Source organism: Mycobacterium sp. Aquia_216, assembly GCF_026723865.1.
Lineage (GTDB): Bacteria > Actinomycetota > Actinomycetes > Mycobacteriales > Mycobacteriaceae > Mycobacterium.
Window position 1 is genome coordinate 2,596,187 of record NZ_CP113529.1, and the last position, 25,671, is coordinate 2,621,857.

General features: G+C 67.2%; 23 protein-coding genes. 12 read left to right on the top strand and 11 right to left on the bottom strand.

The features are described from left to right. Positions 1-96 precede the first annotated feature (96 nt). Positions 97-852, top strand: a complete 756-nt coding sequence (locus OK015_RS12245) for a YebC/PmpR family DNA-binding transcriptional regulator (RefSeq protein ID WP_268131739.1) — start codon at positions 97-99, stop codon at positions 850-852. A 151-nt stretch (positions 853-1,003) separates the two neighbouring features. Here OK015_RS12245 and OK015_RS12250 read toward each other — a convergent pair whose 3' ends face one another. From OK015_RS12250 to OK015_RS12270, 5 genes are read right to left on the bottom strand one after another with little or no spacing between them, the layout of a single operon-like run. After that, positions 1,004-2,602 carry a polyamine aminopropyltransferase gene (locus tag OK015_RS12250; RefSeq protein WP_268131741.1) on the bottom strand — a complete coding sequence of 533 codons (1,599 nt, stop codon included), beginning with the start codon at positions 2,600-2,602 and terminating at the stop codon, positions 1,004-1,006. Next, complete coding sequence (locus tag OK015_RS12255) at positions 2,599-3,054, bottom strand: DUF350 domain-containing protein (protein WP_268131743.1); 456 nt, start codon at positions 3,052-3,054, stop codon at positions 2,599-2,601. The genes OK015_RS12250 and OK015_RS12255 overlap by 4 nt, the downstream gene beginning before the upstream one ends. Positions 3,055-3,068: 14 nt before the next feature. Then, positions 3,069-3,500: a DUF4247 domain-containing protein gene (locus OK015_RS12260; RefSeq protein ID WP_268132666.1), complete on the bottom strand. Its 432-nt coding sequence runs from the start codon at positions 3,498-3,500 to the stop codon at positions 3,069-3,071. Continuing rightward, positions 3,497-4,009: a DUF2617 family protein gene (locus OK015_RS12265; protein ID WP_268131744.1), complete on the bottom strand. Its 513-nt coding sequence runs from the start codon at positions 4,007-4,009 to the stop codon at positions 3,497-3,499. Before OK015_RS12265 ends, OK015_RS12260 begins: the two co-directional genes overlap by 4 nt. Positions 4,010-4,018: 9 nt before the next feature. After that, positions 4,019-4,630: a DUF4178 domain-containing protein gene (locus OK015_RS12270; protein WP_268131746.1), complete on the bottom strand. Its 612-nt coding sequence runs from the start codon at positions 4,628-4,630 to the stop codon at positions 4,019-4,021. A 206-nt stretch (positions 4,631-4,836) separates the two neighbouring features. On the opposite strand from OK015_RS12270, the gene ruvC reads away from it, so the two are divergent. The 5 genes from ruvC (at position 4,837) to OK015_RS12295 (ending at position 8,275) form a co-directional block, all read left to right on the top strand. Further along, positions 4,837-5,418, top strand: a complete 582-nt coding sequence (gene ruvC / locus OK015_RS12275; protein WP_268131747.1) for a crossover junction endodeoxyribonuclease RuvC — start codon at positions 4,837-4,839, stop codon at positions 5,416-5,418. Continuing rightward, positions 5,415-6,029, top strand: coding sequence for a Holliday junction branch migration protein RuvA (gene ruvA, locus OK015_RS12280; RefSeq protein WP_268131749.1), 615 nt, complete (start codon positions 5,415-5,417; stop codon positions 6,027-6,029). Before ruvC ends, ruvA begins: the two co-directional genes overlap by 4 nt. Continuing rightward, positions 6,026-7,093 carry a Holliday junction branch migration DNA helicase RuvB gene (gene ruvB / locus OK015_RS12285; RefSeq protein WP_268131751.1) on the top strand — a complete coding sequence of 356 codons (1,068 nt, stop codon included), beginning with the start codon at positions 6,026-6,028 and terminating at the stop codon, positions 7,091-7,093. The genes ruvA and ruvB overlap by 4 nt, the downstream gene beginning before the upstream one ends. Before the next feature lie 8 nt (positions 7,094-7,101). Further along, entirely contained in the window at positions 7,102-7,488 is a 387-nt protein-coding gene (locus tag OK015_RS12290) for a DUF1304 domain-containing protein (protein WP_268131754.1), read from the top strand. Positions 7,489-7,561: 73 nt separating this feature from the next. Next, entirely contained in the window at positions 7,562-8,275 is a 714-nt protein-coding gene (locus OK015_RS12295; protein ID WP_268131756.1) for a hypothetical protein, read from the top strand. Positions 8,276-8,286: 11 nt separating this feature from the next. Here the strand turns inward: OK015_RS12295 and OK015_RS12300 are convergent, their stop codons facing one another. After that, positions 8,287-8,751 carry a MarR family winged helix-turn-helix transcriptional regulator gene (locus tag OK015_RS12300; RefSeq protein WP_268131758.1) on the bottom strand — a complete coding sequence of 155 codons (465 nt, stop codon included), beginning with the start codon at positions 8,749-8,751 and terminating at the stop codon, positions 8,287-8,289. 58 nt (positions 8,752-8,809) lie between these two features. On the opposite strand from OK015_RS12300, the gene OK015_RS12305 reads away from it, so the two are divergent. Next, complete coding sequence (locus OK015_RS12305; RefSeq protein WP_268131759.1) at positions 8,810-9,652, top strand: alpha/beta fold hydrolase; 843 nt, start codon at positions 8,810-8,812, stop codon at positions 9,650-9,652. Between the two features lie 28 nt (positions 9,653-9,680). On the opposite strand, the gene car is transcribed toward OK015_RS12305, so the two are convergent. Continuing rightward, the gene (gene car / locus OK015_RS12310) at positions 9,681-13,163 is read right to left on the bottom strand and encodes a carboxylic acid reductase (RefSeq protein WP_268131761.1); all 3,483 of its coding nucleotides are present in this window, start codon (positions 13,161-13,163) and stop codon (positions 9,681-9,683) included. A 184-nt stretch (positions 13,164-13,347) separates the two neighbouring features. On the opposite strand from car, the gene OK015_RS12315 reads away from it, so the two are divergent. Both OK015_RS12315 and OK015_RS12320 read left to right on the top strand, forming a co-directional pair. After that, entirely contained in the window at positions 13,348-14,247 is a 900-nt protein-coding gene (locus OK015_RS12315; RefSeq protein ID WP_268131763.1) for an alpha/beta fold hydrolase, read from the top strand. After that, positions 14,235-15,311 carry a glycosyltransferase family 4 protein gene (locus OK015_RS12320; RefSeq protein WP_268131764.1) on the top strand — a complete coding sequence of 359 codons (1,077 nt, stop codon included), beginning with the start codon at positions 14,235-14,237 and terminating at the stop codon, positions 15,309-15,311. Before OK015_RS12315 ends, OK015_RS12320 begins: the two co-directional genes overlap by 13 nt. Here the strand turns inward: OK015_RS12320 and OK015_RS12325 are convergent. The 4 genes from OK015_RS12325 to gabT all read right to left on the bottom strand — a co-directional run bounded on the left by OK015_RS12325 (position 15,292) and on the right by gabT (position 21,846). Beyond that, the gene (locus OK015_RS12325) at positions 15,292-16,479 is read right to left on the bottom strand and encodes a glycosyltransferase (protein WP_268131765.1); all 1,188 of its coding nucleotides are present in this window, start codon (positions 16,477-16,479) and stop codon (positions 15,292-15,294) included. The genes OK015_RS12320 and OK015_RS12325 overlap by 20 nt on opposite strands. Before the next feature lie 42 nt (positions 16,480-16,521). Further along, positions 16,522-17,457 carry a DMT family transporter gene (locus OK015_RS12330; RefSeq protein ID WP_268131766.1) on the bottom strand — a complete coding sequence of 312 codons (936 nt, stop codon included), beginning with the start codon at positions 17,455-17,457 and terminating at the stop codon, positions 16,522-16,524. 124 nt (positions 17,458-17,581) lie between these two features. Further along, positions 17,582-20,473 (bottom strand): MMPL/RND family transporter, encoded by a 2,892-nt coding sequence (locus OK015_RS12335; RefSeq protein WP_442791245.1) that lies wholly within the window; start codon positions 20,471-20,473, stop codon positions 17,582-17,584. Between the two features lie 32 nt (positions 20,474-20,505). After that, positions 20,506-21,846 (bottom strand): 4-aminobutyrate--2-oxoglutarate transaminase, encoded by a 1,341-nt coding sequence (gene gabT / locus OK015_RS12340; protein WP_268131767.1) that lies wholly within the window; start codon positions 21,844-21,846, stop codon positions 20,506-20,508. A gap of 212 nt (positions 21,847-22,058) precedes the next feature. On the opposite strand from gabT, the gene yajC reads away from it, so the two are divergent. The 3 genes from yajC (at position 22,059) to secF (ending at position 25,666) form a co-directional block, all read left to right on the top strand. Beyond that, on the top strand, positions 22,059-22,406 hold the full coding sequence (gene yajC, locus OK015_RS12345; protein WP_268131769.1) for a preprotein translocase subunit YajC: 348 nt from the start codon (positions 22,059-22,061) through the stop codon (positions 22,404-22,406). A gap of 88 nt (positions 22,407-22,494) precedes the next feature. After that, positions 22,495-24,336, top strand: a complete 1,842-nt coding sequence (gene secD, locus OK015_RS12350) for a protein translocase subunit SecD (protein ID WP_268131771.1) — start codon at positions 22,495-22,497, stop codon at positions 24,334-24,336. A gap of 4 nt (positions 24,337-24,340) precedes the next feature. Next, complete coding sequence (gene secF, locus OK015_RS12355; RefSeq protein WP_268131773.1) at positions 24,341-25,666, top strand: protein translocase subunit SecF; 1,326 nt, start codon at positions 24,341-24,343, stop codon at positions 25,664-25,666. Positions 25,667-25,671 lie beyond the last annotated feature (5 nt).

Sequence of the window (25,671 nt, forward strand, 5' to 3'; positions counted from 1 at the left end):
GATGGGGAAGTCGCCGCGGAGCCCGCCCCGATCGTCCAAGTAGAATCGTCTGGCCTGTAGACAAAGAGCGATGAGATAGGACGGCTAGGACTTTTTATGAGCGGCCATTCCAAGTGGGCCACCACGAAGCACCAGAAGGCCGTCAAGGACGCGCGCCGTGGCAAGGAGTTCGCCCGGCTGATCAAGAACATCGAGGTCGCGGCGCGTACCGGCGGCGGTGACCCGGCGGGCAATCCGACGCTGTACGACGCCATTCAGAAGGCGAAGAAGACCTCGGTGCCCAACGACAACATCGAGCGGGCCCGAAAGCGGGGCGCGGGCGAGGAAGCCGGCGGCGCCGAGTACCAGACGATCATGTACGAGGGCTACGGGCCCAACGGGGTTGCGGTGCTGATCGAATGTCTGACCGACAACCGCAACCGCGCGGCCGGGGAGGTCCGGGTGGCGGTGACCCGCAACGGCGGCAACATGGCCGATCCGGGATCGGTGTCCTACCTGTTCACCCGCAAGGGCGTCGTCACGCTGGAAAAGAACGGCCTGTCCGAGGACGACGTGCTCACGGCGGTGCTGGAGGCCGGCGCCGAAGACGTCAACGACCTGGGTGACAGCTTCGAGGTGATCTCGGAGCCGACCGATCTGGTCGCGGTGCGCACCGCGCTGCAGGACGCCGGCATCGACTACGACTCGGCCGAGGCCAGCTTCCAGCCGTCGGTCAGCGTGCCGGTCGACGTCGACGGCGCCCGGAAGGTGTTCAAGCTGGTGGACGCCCTGGAAGACAGCGACGACGTGCAGAACGTGTGGACCAACGTCGACCTGTCGGACGAGGTGTTGGCCGCTCTCGACGAGGAGTAGTTCGGCACATCTGTCCCACGCGTCTCTGGCTCAGGTGACACACTTTTTGCCCGCCTCTGAGCGACAAACCACCGTGTCGCTCAGAGGCGGGCAAAGACCTCTATGCCTCCCGTTGGGTACGGGAGTGGCAGAGGTGACGCAGCAGGCCCGGCTAGTCGTACCCGTGCCGCATGTCCTCGACGATGCGCGGGTTGTCCAGTGTGGACGGTTCGAGCGGGCGCGGCGCGATGTCGTCGGAGAACACCGTCGCGGCTTGCAGAACCGGTGGGCTGAGGTAGCGCAGCGGCGGGGCGTCGGCGGGCATGGTGGGTATCGGCGCGGCCGTACCGTCCGGGCCGGGGCGCGCCAGCACGAAACCCCAGTCGCCGAACGTCGGCACATGCACGTGGTAGGGCGTGACCGCATACCCCGCGGACCGCATGGTGGACACCGTTCGCCAGAACGCGGTCGGCGTGGAAAACGGGCTGCCTGCCTGGACCACGACCAGTCCATCGGGTGAAAGTGCATGCGCGACAAGGGCATAGAACTCAGTTGAATACAGGCGGCCCAGCACTGGTGTGTCCGGGTCGGGCAGGTCGACGATGACGGCGTCGAAGCCCCCGGCCGGGCGCAACTGCGGATGCGTCGCCCGAAGCCAGCGCATCGCGTCGTCGATCACGACGGAAACCCGAGGGTTGTCCAGCGCGCCGGCATTGGCCTCGCGCAGGGTGGTGCGGGCGATCTCGATCACGGCGGGGTCGAGCTCGACCTGCACGATCTTGTCGATTCTGTTCTGCCGCAGTAATTCTCGTGCTGCCAGGCCGTCGCCACCGCCCAGTACCAGCACCGAGCGCGCGCCCTTGCCGAGCGCGGGGTAGACGAGGCTTTCGGTGTATCGGTATTCGTCCCGGGTGGAGAACTGCAGGCCGCCGTCCAGGTAGAGCCGGGTGTCGTTGTCGCGTCGAGTCACGACAATTTCCTGGTAGGCGGTATGCCGGTAGGCGATGATCGGGTCTGCGTAAAGCCTTTGGCGGCTTGTCGTTTCGATGTCATGCGCGTGCACCAGTAGCACCACTAGCAGCCCGAGGGCCGTGGCGAGAGCGCACAGTGCCGTTGCCAGCTGTGCTGTGGAGATAACGCGCCGCAGCAGGAACATCGCCACGATGGCCGCCGCGACCAGGTTGACGACGCCGGTGGCCGCCGCGCCGCGGATCATCCCGAGATGCGGCAGCAGCGCGAACGGCCAGACCAATCCGCCGACCAACGCCCCCAGATAGTCGGCCGCATTGAGGTTGGCCAGTGTGCGGCCGGTGTCGGTCGCCGGATCTACGGAGGCGGTTCGTCTCTGCTGCAACAGCGTCATCAGCAACGGCACCTCGGCGCCGACCAGGCCGCCGATCAGCGCGGTGCCGATCGCCAGCACCCACGTCGACCCGATCGCGCCGTCCAGGAACGCGAACACCGCATACAGCGCCGCCGCGGACAGCCCGCCGATGATGCCCAGCATTGCCTCGACGGCGACGAACATGATGCCCGCGTGCCGTAGTAGCGGCTTGACCAGCAGCGCGCCCACACCCAGCGCCGCGATGTAGCCCGCGACGATCAGTGAGGTGGCGACGATGCCGCCGCCGTTCAGGCTCGCCGACAGCGTCAGCAGCGCCAGTTCGTAAATGATGCCGCACGCCGCGCACGCGGCGACGGCCGCGAGCAGCAGGGCTCGCCAGCGTATCGACGTCTCCGCGGGCCGTGCCGCTTCCCGTGTGGTCGTCATGACACCGCGGCGGCCGTTACTCCTCCGACGGCCAACAGCATCACCGCCACCGCGAACGACCCGGGATGCAGCTCGGCATCGTCGATGTGCTCGTGGAAGCTGCCCGGGATCACCAGACGCAGCGTCAGTAGCGCGATGCCCAACAGGATCACACCCATCAACCCGTACACCGCAACGCCGACGAGGCCCTGACCCAACTGGCTGTAACTGTCGACGACGGCGCTGACAATCACGGTGGTGAGGGCGACATACATTGCGCAGGACACGATTACGGCGTTGGGGCGGCGATCGACGAACACCAGCTGGCGCAGCTTGCCCGGAGTCAACACGTCGACCGTGTAGAAGCCGACGATCAGCACCGCCATTCCGACGACGAAGTACAGCAGTGAAGCGACGACGCCTTTCAGGACGGGGTCGAGGTCCACGTTTCCGATATCGAAGGCGAGGTACATGGTTGTCTCCTTTGTTATTTCGTTCCGCCGGGGCCGCCGGGACTACCGCCGGAGCCGCTGGACGGCGATCCGGGACCGAAGCCGGGACCGAGGAAGATGTAAGAGCCGTGGCTGTATCCGGCGCCGAGGCTTTCGACGCGAATGCTGCACGGGTGGGTGCCATCTGGGCCGACGGTCACGATATTGTCGCTGTAGCGCAGGTATTCGGTGTTGTCGTTGTCCGCGCGCGCCTCGGGCTCCTGATAGTCCGCGATCGTGTCGGCCACCTGGTCCGGCGATCCGCTGCAGAGGTATCGCTTTCCGTTGGCATCGCGGGAGTACTCGCGATAGTTGCTCGCGATATACGACGCAATATTCTTCTGCAGCAATATGATTCCGGCAACCAAGCACACCACCGACGCCGCGGCCAGCCCACCGGCAAGCCAGAACAGGTGTTTGCGGCTCACGGCCGCCACCGGCTCGCAGTGTGGACCACTTCGCCGCCGGAGCCAAGCGGGGTGCGCGGGTACAGGTGCCACGTCTGCCAGCGCCAGCCGGTGCCGTCGGGTTCGGCGGCCAGCACGGTCAGTGCGGCGTCGTCGCCGGGGAAGGTGCCGCCGAGCCAACCGGTTTCGGTCCGGCACCGGTCGCGCAGTTCGCGCGCCAATCGCCGAAACGTCGTCTCGTCGTACGTACCGGTGGCCGATTCCAGCGAATAGCCGCCGGCTTCGGCGCGCTCGGGCAGCTTGCCGGTGTCGCTGTCGGCGGTGCACGACACCTGCTCGGAGAAGGTGCTGGCGGCGTGCTCGATCGTGACGAGATGTGAGGCGCCGAGCACCCCGAGCCGCAGTGCGCCACCGTCGGGATGCCGCAGCGAATGGCTCGCCAGCAGCGGCGGCGCGGGTGCGTTGAGTGCGAGCCGCAGCCTTCTTCCGGACACGTCGGCCGGAGCTACGGCGAGTTGATAGAGCGGCACCGGGCGGCCCTACGGGGAGCCCGGCGCGGGCGCCGGGTAGACGGTGAGCTCCCCCGGCAGCACCGGCTTGCCCGTCGATATCTCCCAGGGTGTGCCGGGTGCCCAGCGCTCGAAGGAGAGCAGCACGCTTTCGTCGGCGTTCGCGCAGTCGACGAACTCCATCTCGCCGCCGGCCGGCAGGCCCGTCGTGCCTTCGGTGGTGTAGGACGCCCGGCCGCGCTCGGACTCCTGAAACGAGATCCCGTCGACCAGGTATTGGTCGCCGGGTTGCAACGTGACGTCCTTGCGGGTAACCCACATGACCAATTCGAGGCGCCCGTCGTCGGATTCGACGGCGAACCAGGTCGGCCGGTCGCCGCCCTCCAGCAGGTGTTCCCACCACACGAACGGTCCCTCGCGGAACGTCACCGACCCGCGGACCACGTAGTCGACCCCGCCATGGCTGACGATGGCGCCCGGCCCCAGCTGCCGGGGCCCGAACTGGGGCATGGCGTCGAAGGCCAGGGGATCACGGCGTCCCCGCGGCCCGGCAGCCGCCTTGGGGCGCCGGGACGCCACGACAAGCACGATGATGGACGCGATGAACAGCACCGCGGCCAGCACCACCAGCACTGTTCCCAACCAGACCCTCCCGTCGCCGCGGCCGTGGAGCGAACGTGGGCCTAAGTTAACAGCTTTTGCCGGGTCCGGAGCCGCAACCTGCCCGGCCCGAAAGTGGCCCGGGCGCCGCGTGTCGGAGTTCGTAGCGGTCGGACCCGACCGCTACGCTATCGAACAGCTGTTCGGGCCACGGTATTTTCAAGAAGTCGACGAAGTTGGAGCATGCTATGCGCGTGATGGGCGTCGACCCCGGACTGACTCGATGCGGGCTTTCGGTCGTCGAAAGCGGGCGCGGCCGACATGTCGTCGCGCTGGACGTCGACGTGGTCCGCACCCCGTCGGATGCCGCGCTGCCGCAACGACTGCTGGCGATCAGCGACGCCGTCGAGTACTGGCTGGACACGCATCGTCCCGACGTGATCGCGATCGAGCGGGTGTTCTCCCAGCACAATGTGTCGACCGTGATGGGCACCGCGCAGGCCGGCGGCGTGATCGCGCTGGCGGCGGCCAAACGCGATATCGGCGTGCATTTCCACACCCCCAGCGAGGTCAAGGCCGCGGTCACCGGCAACGGTACCGCCGACAAGGCTCAGGTCACCGCGATGGTCACCAGAATCCTTGAGCTGCAAGCCAAACCGACGCCCGCCGACGCCGCCGACGCGCTGGCGCTGGCCATCTGCCATTGCTGGAGAGCGCCGATGCTAGCCCGGATGGCGGCGGCCGAAGCGATGGCCGCCCAGCAGCGCCAGGCCTACCGGGCCAAGTTGGCCGCCAAGGCCAAGGCGGCCAAAGCGGGGGCGGCCCGATGATCGCCTCGGTGCGCGGCGAGGTGCTCGAGGTCGCACTCGATCATGTCGTGATCGAAGCCGCCGGCGTCGGCTACCGGGTGAACGCGACGCCGTCGACGCTGGCCACGCTGCGCCACGGCAGCGAGGCCCGGCTGGTCACCGCGATGATCGTTCGCGAGGATTCGCAGACGCTGTACGGCTTTGTCGACGGCGAGACCCGCGACCTGTTCCTGACGCTGCTGTCCGTGTCGGGCGTCGGCCCGCGGCTGGCCATGGCGACCCTGGCCGTGCATGACGCCGCGGCGCTGCGTCAAGCGCTGGCCGACGGCGACATCACCGCGCTGACCCGGGTGCCCGGCATCGGCAAGCGCGGCGCCGAGCGGATGGTCCTGGAGTTGCGCGACAAGATCTACCCGGCCGGTGCCTCCGCGGCGGCACCCGCGGGCGCTACCGTCAACGGCCACGCGGTGCGCGGTCCCGTGGTCGAGGCGCTCGTTGGCCTGGGCTTCGCGGCCAAGCAGGCCGAGGACGCCACCGACAACGTGCTGGCGGCCAGCCGCGAAAAAGGCGAGCAGGCAACGACTTCCGGTGCATTGCGGGCCGCACTGTCGCTACTGGGTAGGTCCAAATGAGCGACGACGATTCCGAGGACTATTCGGATCGCGACCTGCGCGATGTTTCCGGGGCGCTGGTGTCTGGGGAGGGCGACGTCGACGTCAGTCTTCGGCCCCGCTCGTTGCGGGAGTTCATCGGCCAGTCCCGGGTCCGCGAACAGCTGCAGCTCGTCCTCGAGGGGGCCAAAAACCGTGGCGGCACACCGGATCACATCCTGCTGTCCGGGCCGCCGGGGCTGGGCAAGACGTCGCTGGCGATGATCATCGCCGCCGAGCTGGGGTCCTCGTTGCGGGTGACCTCGGGGCCGGCGCTGGAGCGCGCGGGCGACCTGGCCGCGATGCTGTCCAATCTGGTCGAGCACGATGTGTTGTTCATCGACGAGATTCACCGCATCGCCCGGCCGGCCGAGGAGATGCTCTACCTCGCCATGGAGGACTTCCGGGTCGACGTCGTCGTGGGCAAAGGCCCTGGGGCAACGTCGATTCCGTTGGAGGTGGCGCCGTTCACCCTGGTCGGCGCGACCACCCGGTCCGGCGCCCTGACCGGACCGTTGCGTGATCGCTTCGGTTTCACCGCGCACATGGATTTCTACGAGCCGGCCGATCTGGAGCGGGTGCTGGCCCGTTCGGCCGGGATCCTCGGCATCGAGCTGGGCGCCGACGCGGGCGCGGAGATCGCGCTCCGGTCGAGGGGCACGCCGCGGATCGCCAACCGCCTGCTGCGCCGGGTGCGCGATTTCGCCGAGGTGCGCGCCGACGGGGTGATCACCCGTGACGTCGCCAAGTCCGCGCTGGAGGTCTACGACGTCGACGAGCTCGGGCTCGACCGGCTGGACCGGGCGGTGCTGTCGGCGCTGACCCGCAGCTTCGGCGGTGGTCCCGTCGGCGTTTCGACGCTCGCGGTGGCGGTCGGGGAAGAGGCGGCCACCGTCGAGGAGGTGTGTGAGCCGTTCCTGGTCCGCGCCGGAATGGTCGCGCGCACGCCGCGGGGCCGGGTGGCCACCGCGCAGGCCTGGACTCACCTGGGCATGACACCGCCGGCTGGGGTCACCGGGTTGGCCCAACCGGGGCTATTCGAGTAGGAGGCGCCATGATCACCGCCGGATTGGTATTCGCCGCGCTCGCGGCGTTGCTGCACGTCTATATCTTCACGATGGAGTCGTTGACCTGGACTTCACCCCGGACCCGCGCCACCTTCGGTACGACGCCCGAGGAGGCCGAGACCACCAAGCTGCTCGCGTTCAACCAGGGCTTTTACAACCTCTTCTTGGCGATCGTCGGGGGCATCGGGATCGCTGAAGTCGCGACGGGACACCGGGCGGTCGGAGCCGCGCTTGTCTTCGCCGGGATCGGGTCGATGGCCGCGGCCGCGGTCGTGCTCCTGGTGTCGGCACCGGGCAAGGCCCGGGCCGCGGTCACGCAGGGCGCGTTTCCGTTGATCGCGATCGTGCTGCTGGTGCTCGGCCTGACCACGTAACTGGGGTTACATCCCCGACACCGCCGGGTATCCACGCGATGCTGAAGTAGCCCGGCGTCTATAGGGGGATGTAATGAACCACGCGAAAGAAGGTCAGCCAGGCAGGTTGTGGATGCCACGCTCCCGCGGTGCGGTTTGCGGATTGGTCCTGGTCATCCTCGGTGCTTGGGGTGCGCTGATCCCGTTCGTCGGTCCGCATTTCAACTTCGCTTACACACCCGACAGGCAGTGGGCATGGAGCACGGCTCGTGGCTGGCTCGAGGTCCTACCGGGCGGCGTCACCGCGCTGGGCGGCCTGTTGCTGATCTTTTCCGGAAATCGGATCACCGCGATCGTGGGCGGCTGGCTGGCGGTCCTGGCCGGGGTCTGGTTCGTGATCGGTGGTGAGGTCGCTCCGATCGTGGGGATCGGATCCGTCGGCGACCCGATCGCCGCAACCGCGCGTAAGCGGGCCGCACTGGAGATCTCGTATTTCTCGGGTCTGGGAGCCCTGATCGTCTTCGTCGGTGGCGTCGCGCTCGCACGCCTGGCGGTGCGGCTGGCCAGCGATATCGAAGCCCTCGCGCGAGTGCGGTCGGCGGCGCCGCCGGCCAATGAGCCCGTCTACATGTCCGGGCTGGAAGAGCCGCAGCGTGAGGTGTCACCGGATGCCCTGACCACGCCGGGGGCGGGCCACTACGAGTCCCCCGAAGGCCCGAAGACCGGCGGTTGGCGCAAGAAGCACCGCGCGGACGCCGCGCCCGCATCGGGTGCGTCATACCTGCGCTGGCCGCATCCGCAGAGCTGAGCGGCAATACGCTACCGGCGTGCGTCCTCGGGGTCGAGGGTGTCGAGCAGCCGCTGCATAGTGGCGCACATGTGCGCGAAATCGTCGATGCCCACCAATTCCGACCACCGCGCCTCGATGTCGGCCACCCGGTCGCCCGCGTCGGCAAGTAAGCGTCGGCCGCGATCGGTGAGGTCGATCAGCTTAGCCCGCCCGTCTTGCGGGTCCGGCCGCCGAGTCAGGTAGTCAAGTGCGGCGAGGTCGTTCACCAGTTCGGAGGCAGCCGCGAGACTGAGCTGCGCCCGAGCGGCCAGTTCGGTGAGTCGGATGCCTCCGGTTCCGATGTTGCCGAAGATCTGCAGGTGCGGATCGCGGATATCGCCGTAGCCGCGGTCGGTGCGGGGCGCGGCGAGGTCTTGGCGGAATTGTCGCGTCAACCGCACCAGCAGCTGGCCGACCGCTTGTCGGTCCGTCGGCAGCTCCCTTGACGTCGTCATGCGATCAGACAATACTACGGCTACCGAAGTTTCGGCTTCCGAAGTAATTGGAGTTCTGATGGCCATCGTGGACGAAAACTTCGTAGCCACGTCCCTCGGCCGACTGCACCTGAGGCGAGCCGGAACCGGGCCGACCGCAGTTCTCTGGCATAGCCTGTTCGTCGATTCACGGTCCTGGGGGCCACTATTCAACGCGTTGTCGCATCACCGCACGGTGGTCGCTATCGACGGGCCCTCGCACGGAATGAGCGACCCGGTCGGCCGCGATTTCAGCTTCGGCGAATGCGTACACGCCGCGCTGGAGGCGCTGGACGCGCTGGGAATCGACGAGCCGGTCGACTGGGTCGGCAACGCCTGGGGTGGGCATGTCGGGATCCTGCTCGCCGCGACACAGCCGCACCGGATTCGCACGCTGACCACCATCAGCACGCCCGTTCCGGCGCTGAGTACCCGATACCGCGTGACGCGCGCCTGGCCGTTGGTGGCGGCGTACCGATTGCTCGGTCCGGCTGGATTTCTGTGCGCCGCCCTCGCCGACGCCCTGTTGGGGCCGCACGCCATCGCGACGCACCCCGGTCCGGCCGCCGCGGTGATCGACGCATTCCGGGAGGCCGACCATTCCGCGATGTATCACGCGATGCGCTCGATGATGCTGAAGCGGCCCAATCTCAGCGATCGCCTGCCGAGTGTCGTCGCTCCCACCCTGATGCTGGCGGCCCGTGACGACAACGAAGGCTGGCCGTTGCGGGTGGCCGCGGCGGCCTGCGCGACCATGCCCGACGCGCGCACCGGGGTGATCTCGGGCGGCGGCCGGGTCGCGCCGCTACTGCTGGACGCCGATCCCATCGAGCGGACTTTGGTTGAATTCTGGTCCGAGACAAAGCAGATCGCCAGCCCGTAACGGGCTGGCGATCGGCTTGACGCGGTGGTTAAAGCAGACCAAGCAGCTGTAGGTCGCTGACGTATTTGTTGATGATCGGCGCGGTGATGTGCGGAATGTCTTTGTCCGGGCCGACTTTGGCGTCCTGGACTGCCGCACGGAACCGGTCCGTCGGTGCCATCGACCCATGGATCGGGTGCTCCGGCTTCTGGTAGTTGTGCAGCAGCGGCAAAAGCGATGCGTTGCGCTGCTTTTCGGGCAGCCCCCGCAGGCTGGTCTCGAACCGCTGTAGCCATTCGCCGTAGTCGTCGACGCGCTGGATCGCGCAGCCGTCTTCGATGAGCCAGTCGACGAACTCGTCCATGCCGATGCCGTCGTCGTAGGGGTTCATCACGTGGAAGGTGCGGAACCCGTCAGCGCTTTGGGCACCCAGGGTCGAGATCGCCTCGGCGATGAACTCCACCGGCAGCCCGTCGTAGTGAGCACGCTGCCGCTTACCGTCGGCGTCGGACTCGTAGAAGGACGCGGGCGCGATGCCCGTGGCCACCAGGCTCAGCATCATCCGGGTGAACATGTCGGGCACGTTGAGCTGACCGGCGTAGGTGGTGTCGGCCAGGATCATGTCGCAGCGGAACACCGCCACCGGCAGGCCGCACAGGTCGTTGGCCTCGCGCAGCAACACCTCTCCGGCCCACTTGCTGTTGCCGTAGCCGTTGGCGTAGCTGTCGTTGATCTGCCGGGTCGCGCTGATCTGGCGGATGTCGGCGTCCTCGACGAACGAGCCGGGCTTGATCTGGTCGCCCACCCCGATCGTGGACACGTAGGTGTAGGGCTTCACCTTGCCGGTCAGCGCGATGCGGATCAGCTCGGCGGTGCCCAGGGCGTTGGGGCCGAACAGCTCGCTGTAGGGCAGCACGTGGTTGACCAGCGCGGCAGGGTCGACGATCAGGTCGACGGTGTCGGCCAGCCGTTGCCAGGTCTGCTGATCCAGGCCCAGGTTGGCCTCGCCCTTGTCGCCGGCGATGACCTCGAGGTGGTCGGCGGCCAACTGCTGGTAGTGGGCCAGCAGCTTCGGGTCGCCGCTGTCGAAGGTCGCATCCAGCCGGGCCCGCGCGGCGGCGTCATCCTTGGCGCGGACCAACGCGATCACCTTGCCGTCGACGAGGTCCATGCGCTCGAGCCACTCCAGGGCCAGGTAGCGCCCGAGGAAGCCGGTCGCGCCGGTCAGCAGCACGGTGCGCACCTCGGTGGCGGCCGCGGGCAGCTGCGGCGCGGCAGCCAACGTCGGGGCATCGATGAACTTGTCCAGCGTCAGATCACTGGCGTGCACCTCCACGGCGCCGCGACCGTGCACGGCGGCGAACGTGGGCCGCTTGGTGCCCTGACGCTCGGTCTCGATGTAAGCGGCGATGGCGGCCAGGTCGTTGGCCGGGCTGACGATCACACCCACCGGCACGTCGATGTCGAAGATCTCGTGCAGCAGGTTGCCGAATGTCAACGCCGACAACGAGTCTCCGCCCAGGTCGGTAAAGTGAGCTTCCGGTGACAGGTCGCTACTGGCCGCACCCAGGAGCGCGGCCGCGGCCCGGCTCACCGTCTGCACGACCGGGGCCTCGGCCCCGCTGCGGCGCAGTTCGCTCAGCTCGTCGGCCTGGCTGGCGGCCAGGTCCGCGTAGAGCTGCTCGAGCCGCTCGCCGTATTGCGCCTTGAGCTTCGGCCATGCCAGCTTGCGGATACCGGTCAGCAGACCGTTCTCCAGCGTGAACGGCGTCGTCTCGATGAGGAAGTCGCGCGGCACCTCGTAGGACTGCAGGCCGGCCTCTTTCGCGACGTCCTGCAGGGAATCGGCGATCAGTCCCTTGAGCGCGTCGATTTCGTGGTGAGCCAACGCTTCTTCGGTCGGCACCACGACGGCCAGCAGGTAGGGGTGGGCGCTGTTGCCGTACACGTAGATCTGTTGGATCAGCGGGCTGTTGCCGAACACCGCCTCCAGCTTGGCGACGGTGACGAACTCGCCCTGCGCCAGTTTCAGCACGTTGTTGCGGCGGTCGACGTACACCAGCTTGTCGGGCGCGATCTCGGCGACGACGTCGCCGGTGCGGTAGTAGCCGTCGGGGTCGAACACCCCGGCAGTGACCTCGGGCCGCTTGTAGTAGCCGGGGAACATGTTCTCGGTCTTGAGCAGCAGCTCGCCCCGCGGGTACGGCCGATCGGTGGCGAAGTAGCCCAGATCCGGGACGTCGGCCAGCTTGTAGTCGATGACCGGCGGACGCTGGACCTCGCCGTCGAACAGGACCATGCCGGCTTCGGTGGAGCCGTAGCCGTCCAGCAGGTGCATGTCGAGCAGGGTCTCGACCCAGTTCTTCAGCTCGGGGGAGGTGGGCGCCGACCCCGTCATCGCGAAGATGAACCGTCCGCCCAGCTGGTACTGGCGCATGTCGTCCATCACTTGCGCCTGGTCGACCCCGCGGTCGACCTGCCGCTGGTACTCGGCGAACAGGGTCTCCCAGATGCGCGGCACGAAGTTCATTTCGGTGGGCCGCACCAGCTCGAGGTCCTCCAGCAGGGTGGAGAGGTCACTGCGGGCCGCGAAATACGCGGTTCCGCCGTTGCCGAGGGTGCCGTAGAGGATGCCGCGTCCCATGACGTGGCTCATCGGCATGAAGTTGAGGGTGATCGAGGCGGCGGTCTCGCCGAACCAGTTGCGGCTCGACCGACGCCACATCTTGCCGACGTTGGCCTGGGGATACATCGCACCCTTGGGTGCTCCGGTGCTGCCGGAGGTGTAGATCAACAATGCCAGCGGGTTATCGTCGCCGGCCGCGGCCGCCGGTGTGGCCGGTAGTGCCTGGCCGTGCTCAAGCAGGTCGGTCAGTGTCTCGACGGTGACCGTGGTGTCGGCCAGCCGCGCGCGGCCGCGCTCCACGGCTTCGCGCTCGTCGTCGACCTCGGGACGGTAGTCGAAGACCACGAGCTTGGTGGGCTGGTGGCTGCTGCTCAAGATGAGGTCGACGGCATCGGACAGCTGGTTCACGCTCGCCGCTAACACGACGGGCTCGGTCTCGGCCACGATCGGCTTGAGTTGCGTGAGCGCCGCGCTGGTCTGCAACGGCACCGAGACGGCGCTGATCTGGGCCAGCGCGACGTCGATGGTGGTGAAGTCGATGCTGTTGAAGCCCAGCACGGCGACGCGGTCACCGGCGTGCACCGAGTCGGCGGTCAACGAGCGGGCCAGCGCGCCGACACGTTCGCTCAGCTGCCGATAGGTAATGGTCTCGTAGCGGGGGAGTAGGTCCGCGACGGTGCGGCCGGTCTTGGGGTCTTTGACGAACTCCACGACACGCTGGCCAAGGGCCGGGCGGTCGGCGTAGCCATCGAGCACTGTCTGGATGATCTGCGGAAGGCGCAGTCCAGGCTGCTCGAGGGCCTCGGCGACGGCCGGGTTCGGCTTGGCGGCGGCGAACTGTGGGTCGTTAGCGGTCAGAACCTCAATGCGGCGTTCGAGCCGCTCTTCACGAGTAGTAGTCGGCATAGCAATTCCTTGCATTTCTGAGAAATTCAGGTTGTTGGGCGCCACGCTGCGCTAATGAATAGAACGTTAGCGAAGCTAAAGGTATTCCTCAACGGCTTTCGCCTGACAGTCTGCTGTGAGTTGCGCCACCTGGCGGTAGGGAAGAACGGTGAAGTGTGGATCGGAGTGCTACAAGAGGTGGGACATGGCTAGAGTGCCTGCTGCCGACCGCCCCCCCTACGCCCGGCTCGTCGAGCGTCTTCAGGTGCGGGGTGAGGAGCGCACCCTGCGGCACGGGGTGACGGGCTGTTGGACTTACGGCCCGGACGACGCCCCGTGCACGTTGGTGTTCCTGCACGGGTTGCGCGGCGACCATCACGGGCTGGAGCCGATCGTCGCCCACCTCACCGGTTTACGGGTGGTCGTGCCGGATCTGCCCGGCTTCGGCGCCTCGCCGCCGCTGCGCTACGACCGGCACGACATCGCGGGCTACACGTCGTGGCTGCTCGCGCTGCTGGCCGAGCTTGGCGGCGAGCCGGTGCTGGTCGGTCACTCATTCGGCTCGATCGTTGCCGCCGCCGCGGCGGCGCGGGCCGCGGGCATCGCCGGGCTGGTCCTGGTCAATCCCATCGCCACCTCGGCCCTGCACGGCCCCCGTCGGGGCCTGACCCGGTTGACCGTCGGCTATCACCGGCTCGCTGCGGCGCTGCCGGAGTCCTTGGGCACGGCACTGCTGCGGCACCCGCTGCTCACCCGGATCGCAAGTGCCGCCATGGCCACCACGCCGGATCCGGCGTTGCGTCGTTGGATCCACGCCGAACACGGCCGCTATTTCGCGGGCTTCGCCAACCGCGGGGTGCTGCTGGAGGCCTTCCACGCGTCGATCGGGCACGACGTCGGAGAATTCGCCCCTGACATCGCCGTCCCGACGATGCTGGTGGCCGCCGAGCGCGACGATATCGCGCCCCTGCGCGCACAGCGCGCCCTCGTCGGGCGGTTCCGCGACGCGCGGCTCGTCGTCGTGCCCGGAGTCGGGCACCTGGCCCACTACGAGGCCCCGGCCGCCGTGGCTGCCGCGATCATGGAGTTCGCGTGCGGCTCGTAGTCGACTGCCGGTACGTCACGCCCGAGCGGCACAACGGCATCAGCCGATACACGACCGGGCTGGTGCACGCGCTTGCCGGGCTGCATCCGCTGACGATGCTGATCAGCGACGAACGTCAGCTCGCACACCTGCCGGACATGCCGTGGGCGCGCCTCAGCGCACCCACGAGCATCCGGGAACCGCTGGTGGCCCGCCAGGTCAACCGGCTGGAGCCGGATGTCGTGTTCTCGCCGATGCAGACCATGGGCACGTGGGGGCGGCGCTACGCGCTGGTGCTCACGCTGCACGACCTCATCTACTACCAGCACCGGACACCGCCGCCGGAGTTCGCCGCCCCGATCCGGCTGTTGTGGCGGCTGTACCACCTGGCCTGGTGGCCGCAGCGCCTGCTGCTGGACCGGGCCGACGCCGTGGTCACCGTCTCCGACACCTCGGCTGGGCTCATCGCGGCTCACCGCCTGACCCGACGGCCGGTCGCCGTCGTGCCCAACGCGGCCGATCCCGTGCCGGACCCGATGCGGCTGCCGCGCACCCGCTCGCTGGTCTACATGGGTTCGTTCATGCCCTACAAGAACGTGGAGACGCTGGTGCGGGCGGCTGCGCTGCTGCCGGGTTACCAGTTGCACCTGATGAGCCGGGTCTCGGCGGCCGAGCGCGACCGCCTCACGGCGCTGGGTTCCGGCGGCCCCCGCCTGGTGTTCCACGATGGCGCCGACGACGCCACCTACCGTGAGGTGCTACTCGGGGCGACCGCGCTGGTGACGGCCTCGCGTGCGGAAGGGTTCGGACTGCCGCTGGTCGAGGCGATGGCGTTGGGGACCCCGCTGGTGGTCAGCGACATCCCGGTGTTCCGAGAGGTCGGGGCGGACGCCGCCACCTACGTCGATGCGGACGACGTCGCGGGGTTCGTCCGTGCGGTCCGCGCGCTCGACGACGATGCGACGTTTGCTGTCGCGTCCGCGAAGGCCCGCAAGCGTGCCGCGCACTACTCGTGGGAGCGCTCGGCGCAGGTGTTGCTGACCCTGCTGCGGCGGACGGTCCAGGTCAGGCGACACCGCGGGTGACCCGACCCCGGGCAATCAGGTCGCGGTAGATCCCCTCGAAGCGATCGAGCGTGGCCTCGATGGCGTGCTCGCTCACCAGCTCCCGGCTTGCGGCGCCCATCCGGCTGCGCAGCGCCGGGTCGGCGAGCAGCGTAGCGAGGTGCCGTGAGAGCTCGTGGACGTCACCGGGCCGATACAGCCAGCCGTTGCGGCCGGGGCGCACCAGATGCGGGAGCGCCATCGCCTCTGCCGCGACCACCGGCTTGCCCGATGCCATCGCCTCCAGCGTGGCGAGACTTTGCAGTTCCGCGATGCCGGGCATGCAGAACACCGCGGCGCGGGCGTAGGCGGCCACCAGCTCGTGCTCGGGCACGAATCCGTGGAACCGGACGCGATCGACCACGCCGAGATCGTGGGTCAGCACAGTCCACGCTTCCCGTTCGGGCCCGTCCCCGATCAGCTCGAGGGTGGCGGGAAGGTCGTCGGGCAGCTCAGCGAACGCCCTGATCAGTTCGTCGACCCGCTTCTCCCGGTCCATCCGGCCGACATACAGAATGTTGGGCCCCGAGCCGGGCCCCGGGTCGGGCTGGTAGTGCGCGAGGTCGACCCCGTTGGAGACCGGGATCGCGTCGCTGAGCCCCGTCGAGCCGATGAGCAGCTCAACAGCGCGCGGTGTCGGCGCCGTGACGACGTCGGCCCGGCGGAGGATGTGCGCGAGGTCCTTCCACAGCAGGCGGTAGGCCAACGGTCGCAGCGGCTGCGGGATGGGTACGTGCGCGCTGATGTTCTCCGGGACGACGTGGTGGGTCGCTACCAGCGGAATGTCGCTGCGGACGGCGGCGCGCACGATGTAACGGCCCACCATCCAGGCCGTCTGGGTGTGTACCACGTCCGGGTCGATCTTGGCCGTCAAAGCCGCGGCCGCCCGGCCCGCGTCCCACGGTGTGCACATCCGGAAGTCGGGCCGCCGGAAGTAGGGGCGGGACCGCACATGGTGCAAGGTAACTTTGCTGTCGTCGGCGTCCTGGACGGTCGTGGCGGGCGTCCCGTCCGGCGACGGCGCGACGACGTGGATGTCATGCCCGCGGCCAGCGAGGCCGCCCGCTAATCGCTCGGCGAACCGGGCGGCGCCGTTGACGTCGGGCGGGTAGGTCTCGGCAGCGATGAGCACGCGCAACGCGGAGGGCACGAAATCGGATCCTCTCGAGAGCTGGGGCCCACCGGGCTGCGGTCACCGGTGGTGGGACGGTGAAACCTGCTGAACCCGGATCGGATCCGCGCGGATCTCGAGGGCTGAGCGGGCGGTGGCTTCGGGATGGTGGCGGGCGAGTACGGCCACGCCGACGATGGCGCCGATCGCCGCGGTGATGAGCACGACCCACTGGGTGGGGGAGAGCGCGTTGCCCTCGCCAAGCAAGATGACGCCGAAAAGCACCGCGACGAAGGGATCGACAACGGTCAGGCAGGAGACGACGACCTCGGGCGGCCCGGAGGCAAAAGCCTGCTGGACGAGCCAGCCGCCGGTGAGGATGGCGACCGCGACGGCCGCCACACCTGTCGCGACGGTCGGATCCAGGATGCTGACGCGCCCGGACGTGATCGTCTGGGACACGGTCCGCACGAGCGCCGAGACCAGCCCGAAGGCCGTCGCGCCGGCCATGGCGCAGGCCACGCAGCGCACCCACCCCGTACAGGCCAATCCGACGCCCGCGAGCATCAGCAAGACGAGGCTGACGACCAGACCGGCCAGTGCGGTATCGCATCCGGTCGCGGGCGTGCTGACCGCGGAGCCCGCGGCGGTCGTGACGAACGTCACTACGCAGGTCGCCGAAAGGAGGACGCCGACGAGCATCCCGGCGGTGGGCTTGCGGTGGGTATGCGCCGCGGCGAGGATGACCGCGATGGGTACGGCGAGCACCCCGACCGGCTGGAGCACGGATAGCGGCGCGAACACGAGGGCAATGGCGTGCAGTGTCGAGCCGCCCGCGGCGAGCAGGAGACCCAGCCGCCACAGCGGACTGCGCGTGACGTCGCGCAGGCCGCGCAGCGCTCGTGAACCCGGCAGCGGGACCGGTTCGGCCGTGACCGCACGGTGTTGCAGCACCGCCGCGCACGCGAAAAAGAACGCGGCGACCACGGCGAGCACGAACGGCAACGGGTTGGTCATGCGATTTACCGCGTTAACGGAGTTGCGAGATTTGCGAATGGATTTGACATAGTCGTCAAAATCTTGGACTACACCGGCGCTTTTCGCCACCGGTATGGGCGGATACCGAGTTATCTCTCGGTGACTATTCGCCGTGCACCAAGGAACGGACCGACGATCGGGTGCCGAACGGTCGAAGCAAAGCGCTGGCGGGTCGGCGGCGCACCCGCATCGGCCACCAGAACCAACGCCCGAGCAGGGCCGCGATGGACGGTGTCATTAACGCGCGCACCAATAGCGTGTCGAACAGCAGGCCGAGACCGATGGTTGTGCCGATCTGGCCGATGGCGCGTAGATCGCTGACGACCATGGACGCCATCGTGAACGCGAACACCAGGCCCGCATTCGTCACGACCTTGCCGGTGCCGCCCATCGAACGGATGATGCCGGTGTTCAATCCGGCATGAATCTCCTCCTTGAATCGGGAGACCAGCAGCAGGTTGTAATCGGATCCCACGGCCAACAGAACGATGACGGACATTACCAATACGAGCCAATACAACGGGAAACTCATCACGTGTTGCCAGAACAGCACGGATAGCCCAAAGGAAGCGCCCAAGGACAGCGCGACCGTGCCCACAATGACGGCAGCGGCAACAAAGGCGCGGGTAAGCGCCAACATGATGACGAAAATGAGGCACAGCGACGAAGTGCCCGCGATCAGCAGATCCCACTGGGCTCCCTCCGACGTATCTTTCAAGATGGCCGCGGTTCCCGTCAGGTAAAGCCCGGAATTCGCCTCTGGCGTTGTTTTCAGTGACTCCTCCGCGGCTATACGAATCGGTTCGATACGCGCGATGCCCTCGGCTGTGGAGGGGTCTTGTCGGTGCTCGATGATGAAACGAGCCGCGTGTCCGTCCGACGACAGGAACCCATTCATCGCCCGCCGGAAGTCCTTATTGTCGAAGACGTCGGGCGGCAGATAAAAGGAGTCGTCGTCCCTGGCGGCGTCGAAAGCGTGTGCCATGGCCGTCGGGTTCTCGCTCAGTTGGTTCATCTGGGCGAGAACGCCCGACATGGTGCTGTGCATGGTCAGCATCATGGTTCGCAAGCTGCGCATGGTCGAGATCAGCACGGGTAATTCGGCGTTCAGCTGCGGCATGATCACGTCGATGCGATCGATGTCTGTTGCCAGAGCGGCTAGTTTGTCGCTGATCTCGTCAACGCCATCGAACGAATCGAATAGCGATCTGATCGACCAGCAGAGGGGAATATCGAAGCAGTGTTTTTCCCAGTAGAAGTAACTGCGGATCGGTCGGAAGAAGTCCTCGAAATTTGAAATATTATCGCGTAATTCATCCGTGATCGCCACCGTGTCATGGGTTTCGCCGGCGAGATGATGAGTTGTGCTGGCGAGCTGTTGCATCAGGTCATGGAGACGCTGCGTTATGGTGATCATTTCCGCGATGTCGTCAGCCTGCGTCAGCAGATCTTTCATCCGGTCCTGCTGTTGCTTCATAGATTGCAGCATCGCGGCATTTCGTAAACTGATCTGAAAGGGCAAGGTGCTGTGTTCCAATGGCAGTCCAGTAGGTCGGGTTATCGCCTTTACCCGCCGAATTCCCGGGACGGCCAGCACATCCTTCGCCAGCTTATTCAAGACCAGGAAATCCGCCGGATTTCGCATATCATGGTCCGACTCGATCATCAAAATCTCGGGCTTCATCTGCGCCTGGGAAAAATGGCGTGCCACGGCTAAAAATCCCTGGTTGGCCGGGATCGAGGCGGGCAGATACGCGCGGTCGTCGTAGCTCGCCCGGTATCCCGGCAGCGCCATTAGTCCGACCAGCGCGACTGCCAAGGTCGCGGCGAGAATCGGCGCCGGCCAACGAACGGTCGACGTGCCGATTCGCCGCCATCGGCCAACCTGGATCAGTCTTTTGGGCTCGAACAGACCGAAACGGCTGCCGACGGCCAGGACCGCGGGGCCCAGCGTGAGTGCGACCGCCGTGGTGACCACGATTCCCACGCCGCAGGGCACGCCCAGAGTGTGGAATGACGGCATCCGGGCGAAGGTGAGGCAGAGAATCGCCCCGGCGATCGTCAGTCCGGAGCCGATGATGACGTGCGCGGTTCCCCGATACATCGTGTAGAACCCGGCTCCGGAGTCGGCACCGGCCTGCCGGGCTTCCTGGTAGCGCCCGATGATAAAGATCCCGTAGTCGGTTCCCGCCGCGATGGCCAGCGAGGTCAGCAGGCTGACCGCGAAGGGGGTCAGCCCCATCGCACTGTGATGCACGATCAGCGCGACGGCTCCACGCGCCACAGACAATTCGATACCGACCGTGACCAGCAGCAGCATCACGGTGACGATCGAGCGGTAGACGAAAACCAGAATCAAGAAAACCACGGCGACCGTGGTCAACGTCAGCTTGAGCATCGATGCGCCGCTCCTTTGGCGCAAATCCGCGGCGAACGCGGCGCCCCCGGTGATCCCGACCTTGATCCCGGGCGGTGCCGGCGAACCGTCGACGATCTTGCGGACCGCTTCGATGGATTCGGTGGCCAATGATTCGCCTTGGTTTCCGGCGAGATTTACCTGAACAAGCGCGGCTTTGCCGTCATTGCTTTGCGCGCCCGCGGCAGTGAGTGGATCCCCCCAGAAGTCCTGGATGCTCTGCACGTGTTTCGCGTCGGCCCGCAACGTGCGGATCAAGCCGTCGTAGTACTTGTGCACGGCGTCGTCGAGCGGGTGATCACCCTCCAGCACGATCACCGCGGAACTGTCCGAGTCTCCTTCTTTGAACACCTCGCCGATGTGCTTGGTGGCCCGGTACGAGGGCGCGTCCTTGGGTACCAGCGAGATCGAATGCTCTTCCGATACCGCCTCGAGCGGGGGGACCGCGACAGTGAGGACGACGACAACTCCCAACCAGCCCACAATGATGGGCACCGCAAGCCGCTGGATCATCCGGGCCATGAATGGCTGTTCGGTGTCGGCGTGCGGGGGGATGTCGTTGGTGAATCGGGGTCTCACGTCGAGCGAGGCCTGGTGCACACTGAGCCGCTCTACAGGTCGGCCAGTAGCAGGCGCAGGACGTCCAGTCCCTCGGTGAGCAGGTCGTCGCTGATGGTCAGCGGCGGCAGCAGCCGGATGATGTTGCCGAACATGCCGCAGGTGAGCACGATGACCCCGGCGGCGCCCGCCGCGGTGGCCAGCTTGTTCGTCAGCTCGGCGTCGGGATCGGCGGTTCCGGACTTGACCAGCTCGACGGCCAGCATGGCGCCGCGGCCGCGAACATCGCCGATCCGATCGTCGCCGGCCTGTATCCGCAACAGGATGTCGGTGATCAGGCGCTCGATCTGCTGAGCCCGCTCGACCAGACCATCGTTCTCGATGGTCGCGATGCTGGCCAGGGCCGCGGCGCAGGCAACCGGGTTGCCGCCGAAGGTGCCCCCCAGGCCGCTGACGTGCGGGGCGTCCATGATTTCCGCGCGGCCGGTCACCGCCGACAGTGGCAAGCCACCGGCGATGCCTTTGGCGGTGCAGATCAGGTCGGGCGTGATGCCCTCGTGCTCGCAGGCGAACATCGCGCCGGTGCGCGCGAATCCGCTTTGCACCTCGTCGGCGATGAACACCACGTTGTTCTTGCGGCACCAGTCCACCAGCGTGGGCAGGAATCCCTCGGCCGGCACGATGAACCCGCCCTCGCCCTGGATCGGTTCGATGATGACCGCGGCCAGGTTGTCGGCGCCGACCTGCTTGTCCAACACGCTGATGGTTCGCGCGGCGGCCAGTTCACCGTCGGTGGCCAGCTCCTTGTCGAGCAGCCCATCCCGGTACGGGTAGGACATGGGCGCCCGGTAGACCTCCGGAGCGAACGGGCCGAACCCACTCTTGTAGGGCATGGACTTGGCGGTCAGTGCCATCGTCATGTTGGTGCGACCGTGATAGGCGTGGTCGAATGCCGCCACGGCGGTCTTGCGGGTGTAGGACCGTGCGATCTTGATGGCGTTCTCGACGGCCTCGGCGCCGGAATTGAACAGCACCGAGCGCTTCTCGCCCGCGCCGGGAGTAATCCGGTTCAGCTGTTCGGCGACCGCGATGTAGGACTCGTACGGCGTGACCATGAAGCAGGTGTGGGTGAACTCGGCGACCTGCTCGCGCACCGCGTCCACCACCCGCGGCGAGGAGTTGCCGATCGTGGTGACGGCGATGCCCGAGCCCAGGTCGATGAGCCGGTTTCCGTCGACGTCCTCGACGATGCCGCCGCCGGCCCGGGCGACGAACACGGGCAGGGTGACACCCACGCCATGGGACACCGCCGAGCTGCGGCGTTTGTTCAGCTCCAGCGACCGGGGACCGGGGATTTCGGTAACCAGCCGGCGGGTCTGTTCGAGGCTGGCCACGGCATCCTCCTCCCGGCGGCGCGCGTGTCGCGTCGCGCTGAAAGCCTAACTGTAGGACGGGTCTTGGCGCCTGCCGAGGACTCGGCTCCAGCGCTCAGCCCGGGCGGGCCGCGCAGGTGCCGGTTGGTTGCGACCCGTGGCCTGCCAGACTGGACGGGCACACTGGACCCTCGAATACCCAGCAATACCGATACGAAAGACAGGCGCGTTCGATGGAGAGTTTGGTTTTGTTCCTGCCGTTCCTGCTCATCATGGGCGGGTTCATGTACCTGGCGTCGCGTCGCCAGAAGCGCGCGATGCAAGCCACCATCGACCTGCACGAATCGTTGCAGCCAGGGGATCGCGTGCACACGACGTCCGGCATGGAGGCCACCGTCGTCGCGCTGACCGATGAAACAGTCGAGCTCGAGATCGCGCCCGGCGTGGTGACCACCTGGATGAAGCTGGCCATCCGCGACAAGGTCCTGCCGGAGGACGACTTCGACGAGGACGACGACTTGCAAGAATCCGACGGTGCTCAGGGTCCCGCTGACGGGAGTCGCGTGACCAAAGATCAATGACCATCCCGGTCCGATGAGCGGTTTCCGCGCAGCGGACACGTAGGCTCTGTCGGGGTAAGAAACCGATTACCAAGGAGATATAAGGAAAGTGGCATCGTCTTCGGCGCCGGTGCACCCCGCCCGCTACCTGTCGGTTTTCTTGTTCTTGCTGATCGCCGTCTATCTGTTGGTGTTTCTCACCGGGGACAAGCATGCCGCCCCGAAGCTCGGCATCGATCTGCAGGGCGGTACCCGGGTCACGTTGACCGCGCGTACCCCGGACGGCTCGCGCCCGAGCCGGGACGCGCTGGCGCAGGCACAGCAGATCATCAGCGCGCGCGTCAACGGCCTGGGCGTCTCCGGTTCCGAGGTCGTGGTCGACGGCGACAACCTGGTCATCACCGTGCCCGGCAACGACGGCAACGAGGCCCGCAACCTGGGACAGACCGCCCGGCTCTACATCCGCCCGGTGCTCAACTCCAGTCCGTCTCAAGCAGCCGAACCCAAGCCCCCGGCCCAGCCGCCGGCCGGTGCCCCGCCCGGTGGTCCCGGGGTTCCGGGGGCTCCGGCGCCCGGTACCGAACCGGCGCCCGGCCAGCCCGCGCCTCCGCCCGCCGGCCAGCCCGCGCCTCCGGCCGCCGGGCAGCCCGCGCCTCCGCCGGCCGGCCGGCCGGCGCCGCAACCGCGTCCTTACCCGCAGGACCCGCCGCCGACCCCCGCGCCGAGTCCCGCACCGGCCCAGGGCGGCAGTGCGCCGGCGCCGGCGCCCGGAGCACCGGCCGCCGACGCGCCGCCACCCGAGGCGCCCGCGCCGCCCGACCCGCGCAAGGATCTCGCCGAGCGCATCCAGGCGATGAAGGATTTTCGGCAGAGCGCCAACCCCTACATTCAGATGGTTGCCATGCGGTGGGTCGCCGCCCACTGCGACAAAGAGGACATTCTGGCCGGCAACGACGACCCGACCCTGCCCCTGATCACCTGCTCGACCGACCACAAGTTCGTTTACCTGCTGGGGCCGTCGATCATCAGCGGCGATCAGATCCAGGACGCCAGCTCGACCATGAACCAGCGCGGCATCGGTTACGTCGTCGATCTTCAGTTCAGGCCTGCCGCGGCGAACACGTGGGCGGACTTCACCGCCGCCCACATCGGTACCCAGACCGCGTTCACGCTGGACTCCCAGGTCGTCAGCGCGCCGATGATCCAGGAAGCGATCCCGGGCGGCCGTACCCAGATCTCGGGTGGTGATCCGCCGTTCACCGCCTCGACCGCCAAGCAGCTGGCCAACGTGTTGAAGTACGGGTCGCTGCCGCTGTCGTTCGAGTCGTCGGAAGCTCAAACCGTTTCGGCGACACTGGGATTGACCTCGCTGCGAGCGGGGCTGATCGCGGGTGGGATCGGTTTGATCCTGGTGTTGCTGTACTCGCTGCTGTATTACCGGGCGCTGGGGCTGCTGACGGCGCTATCCCTCGTTGCTTCCGGTGCAATGATTTTCGCGATCTTGGTGATCCTGGGCCGTCAGATCAACTACACCCTGGACCTGGCGGGTATCGCGGGTCTGATCATCGGCATCGGTACCACCGCCGACTCGTTCGTGGTGTTCTTCGAGCGCATCAAAGACGAGATCCGCGAAGGGCGTACGTTCCGGTCGGCGGTGCCGCGAGGCTGGGTACGGGCCCGCAAGACGATCGTGTCGGGTAACGCCGTCACCTTCCTGGCCGCCGCGGTGCTGTACGCCCTGGCGATCGGTCAGGTGCGGGGATTCGCTTTCACCTTGGGCCTGACCACGGTCCTCGACATCGTGGTGGTGTTCCTGGTGACCTGGCCGTTGGTGTTCCTGGCCTCCAAATCTCCGACACTGGCAAAGCCCGCATACAACGGCCTGGGAGCTGTCCAGCGGGTCGCCCGCGAGCGCGGGGCTTCGTCGAAAGTGAAGACGGGACGGGGATAGCGCGATGACCTCTCAAGGAAAGACCGGCTCCGGGGCCAAGGACGACAAGGCCGACACCGACAAGGCCGAGACCAACGCGACCGACATCACCGAGGCGGCCGAAATCACCGAAGCCAGTGACGACGCGGTTGAGTTGACGTCCGACTCGACCGCGCAGCCCCCGCAGCACAGCTTTATCTCCCGGCTCTACACCGGCACCGGTGCCTTCGAGGTGGTCGGGCGGCGGCGGCTGTGGTACGGCATCAGCGCGGCGATCGTCGTCATCGCGATCGCCAGCATCCTGCTGCGTGGCTTCACTTTCGGGATCGACTTCAAGGGCGGGACCACGGTCTCGTTCCCGCGCGGCAATACGCAGACGTCGCAGGTGCAGGACGTGTTCAAGAAGACGCTGGGCCGCGACCCTCAATCGGTGGTCATCGTCGGCAACGGCGCTTCGGCGACGGTGCAGATCAGCTCCGAAACGCTGTCCAACGACCAGACCTCCAAACTGCGCAACGCGCTGTTCGACGCGTTCGGGCCCAAGGGCACCGACGGCAAGCCGAATAAGGCGGCCATCAGCGACTCGGCGGTATCGGAGACCTGGGGCGACCAGATCACCAAGAAGGCGCTGCTCGCGCTGGGCGTGTTCCTGGTGATGGTCGGCATTTACATCATGGTGCGCTATGAGCGCTACATGTCCATCTCGGCGCTGACGACCATGGTTTTCGACCTGACCGTGACCGCCGGCGTGTATTCACTGGTGGGCTTCGAGGTCAGCCCCGCCACCGTCATCGGCCTGCTGACCATCCTCGGGTTCTCGCTGTACGACACTGTCATCGTGTTCGACAAGGTCGAGGAGAACACCAAAGACTTCCAGCACACCAACCGGCGCACCTTCGCCGAGGAAGCCAACCTGGCGATCAACCAGACCTTCATGCGCTCGATCAACACCAGCCTGATCTCGGTGCTGCCGGTGCTGGCGCTGATGGTGGTGGCGGTCTGGCTGCTGGGCGTCGGCACCCTGAAAGACCTGGCGCTGGTGCAGCTGGTCGGCATCCTGGTCGGCACCTACTCATCGATCTTCTTCGCCACCCCGCTGCTGGTCTCACTGCGCGAGCGCACGGACCTGGTGCGGTCCCACACCCGCCGGGTGATCAAACGGCGCAAGCCCGGCACCCCGGAGCAGGCGGGCAGCTCCGGCGAAGACGTATCCGACACCACGCAGGAGACCAAGAAAGCCGCCTCCGCGCCGGCCGGACCCGCGCCAAGCAAGCCGGCACCGGGTGCCCGCCCCGTGCGCCCCACCGGTACCCGGCGCCCGAGCGGCAAGCGAAACGCCGGCCGGCGGTAGCCGAG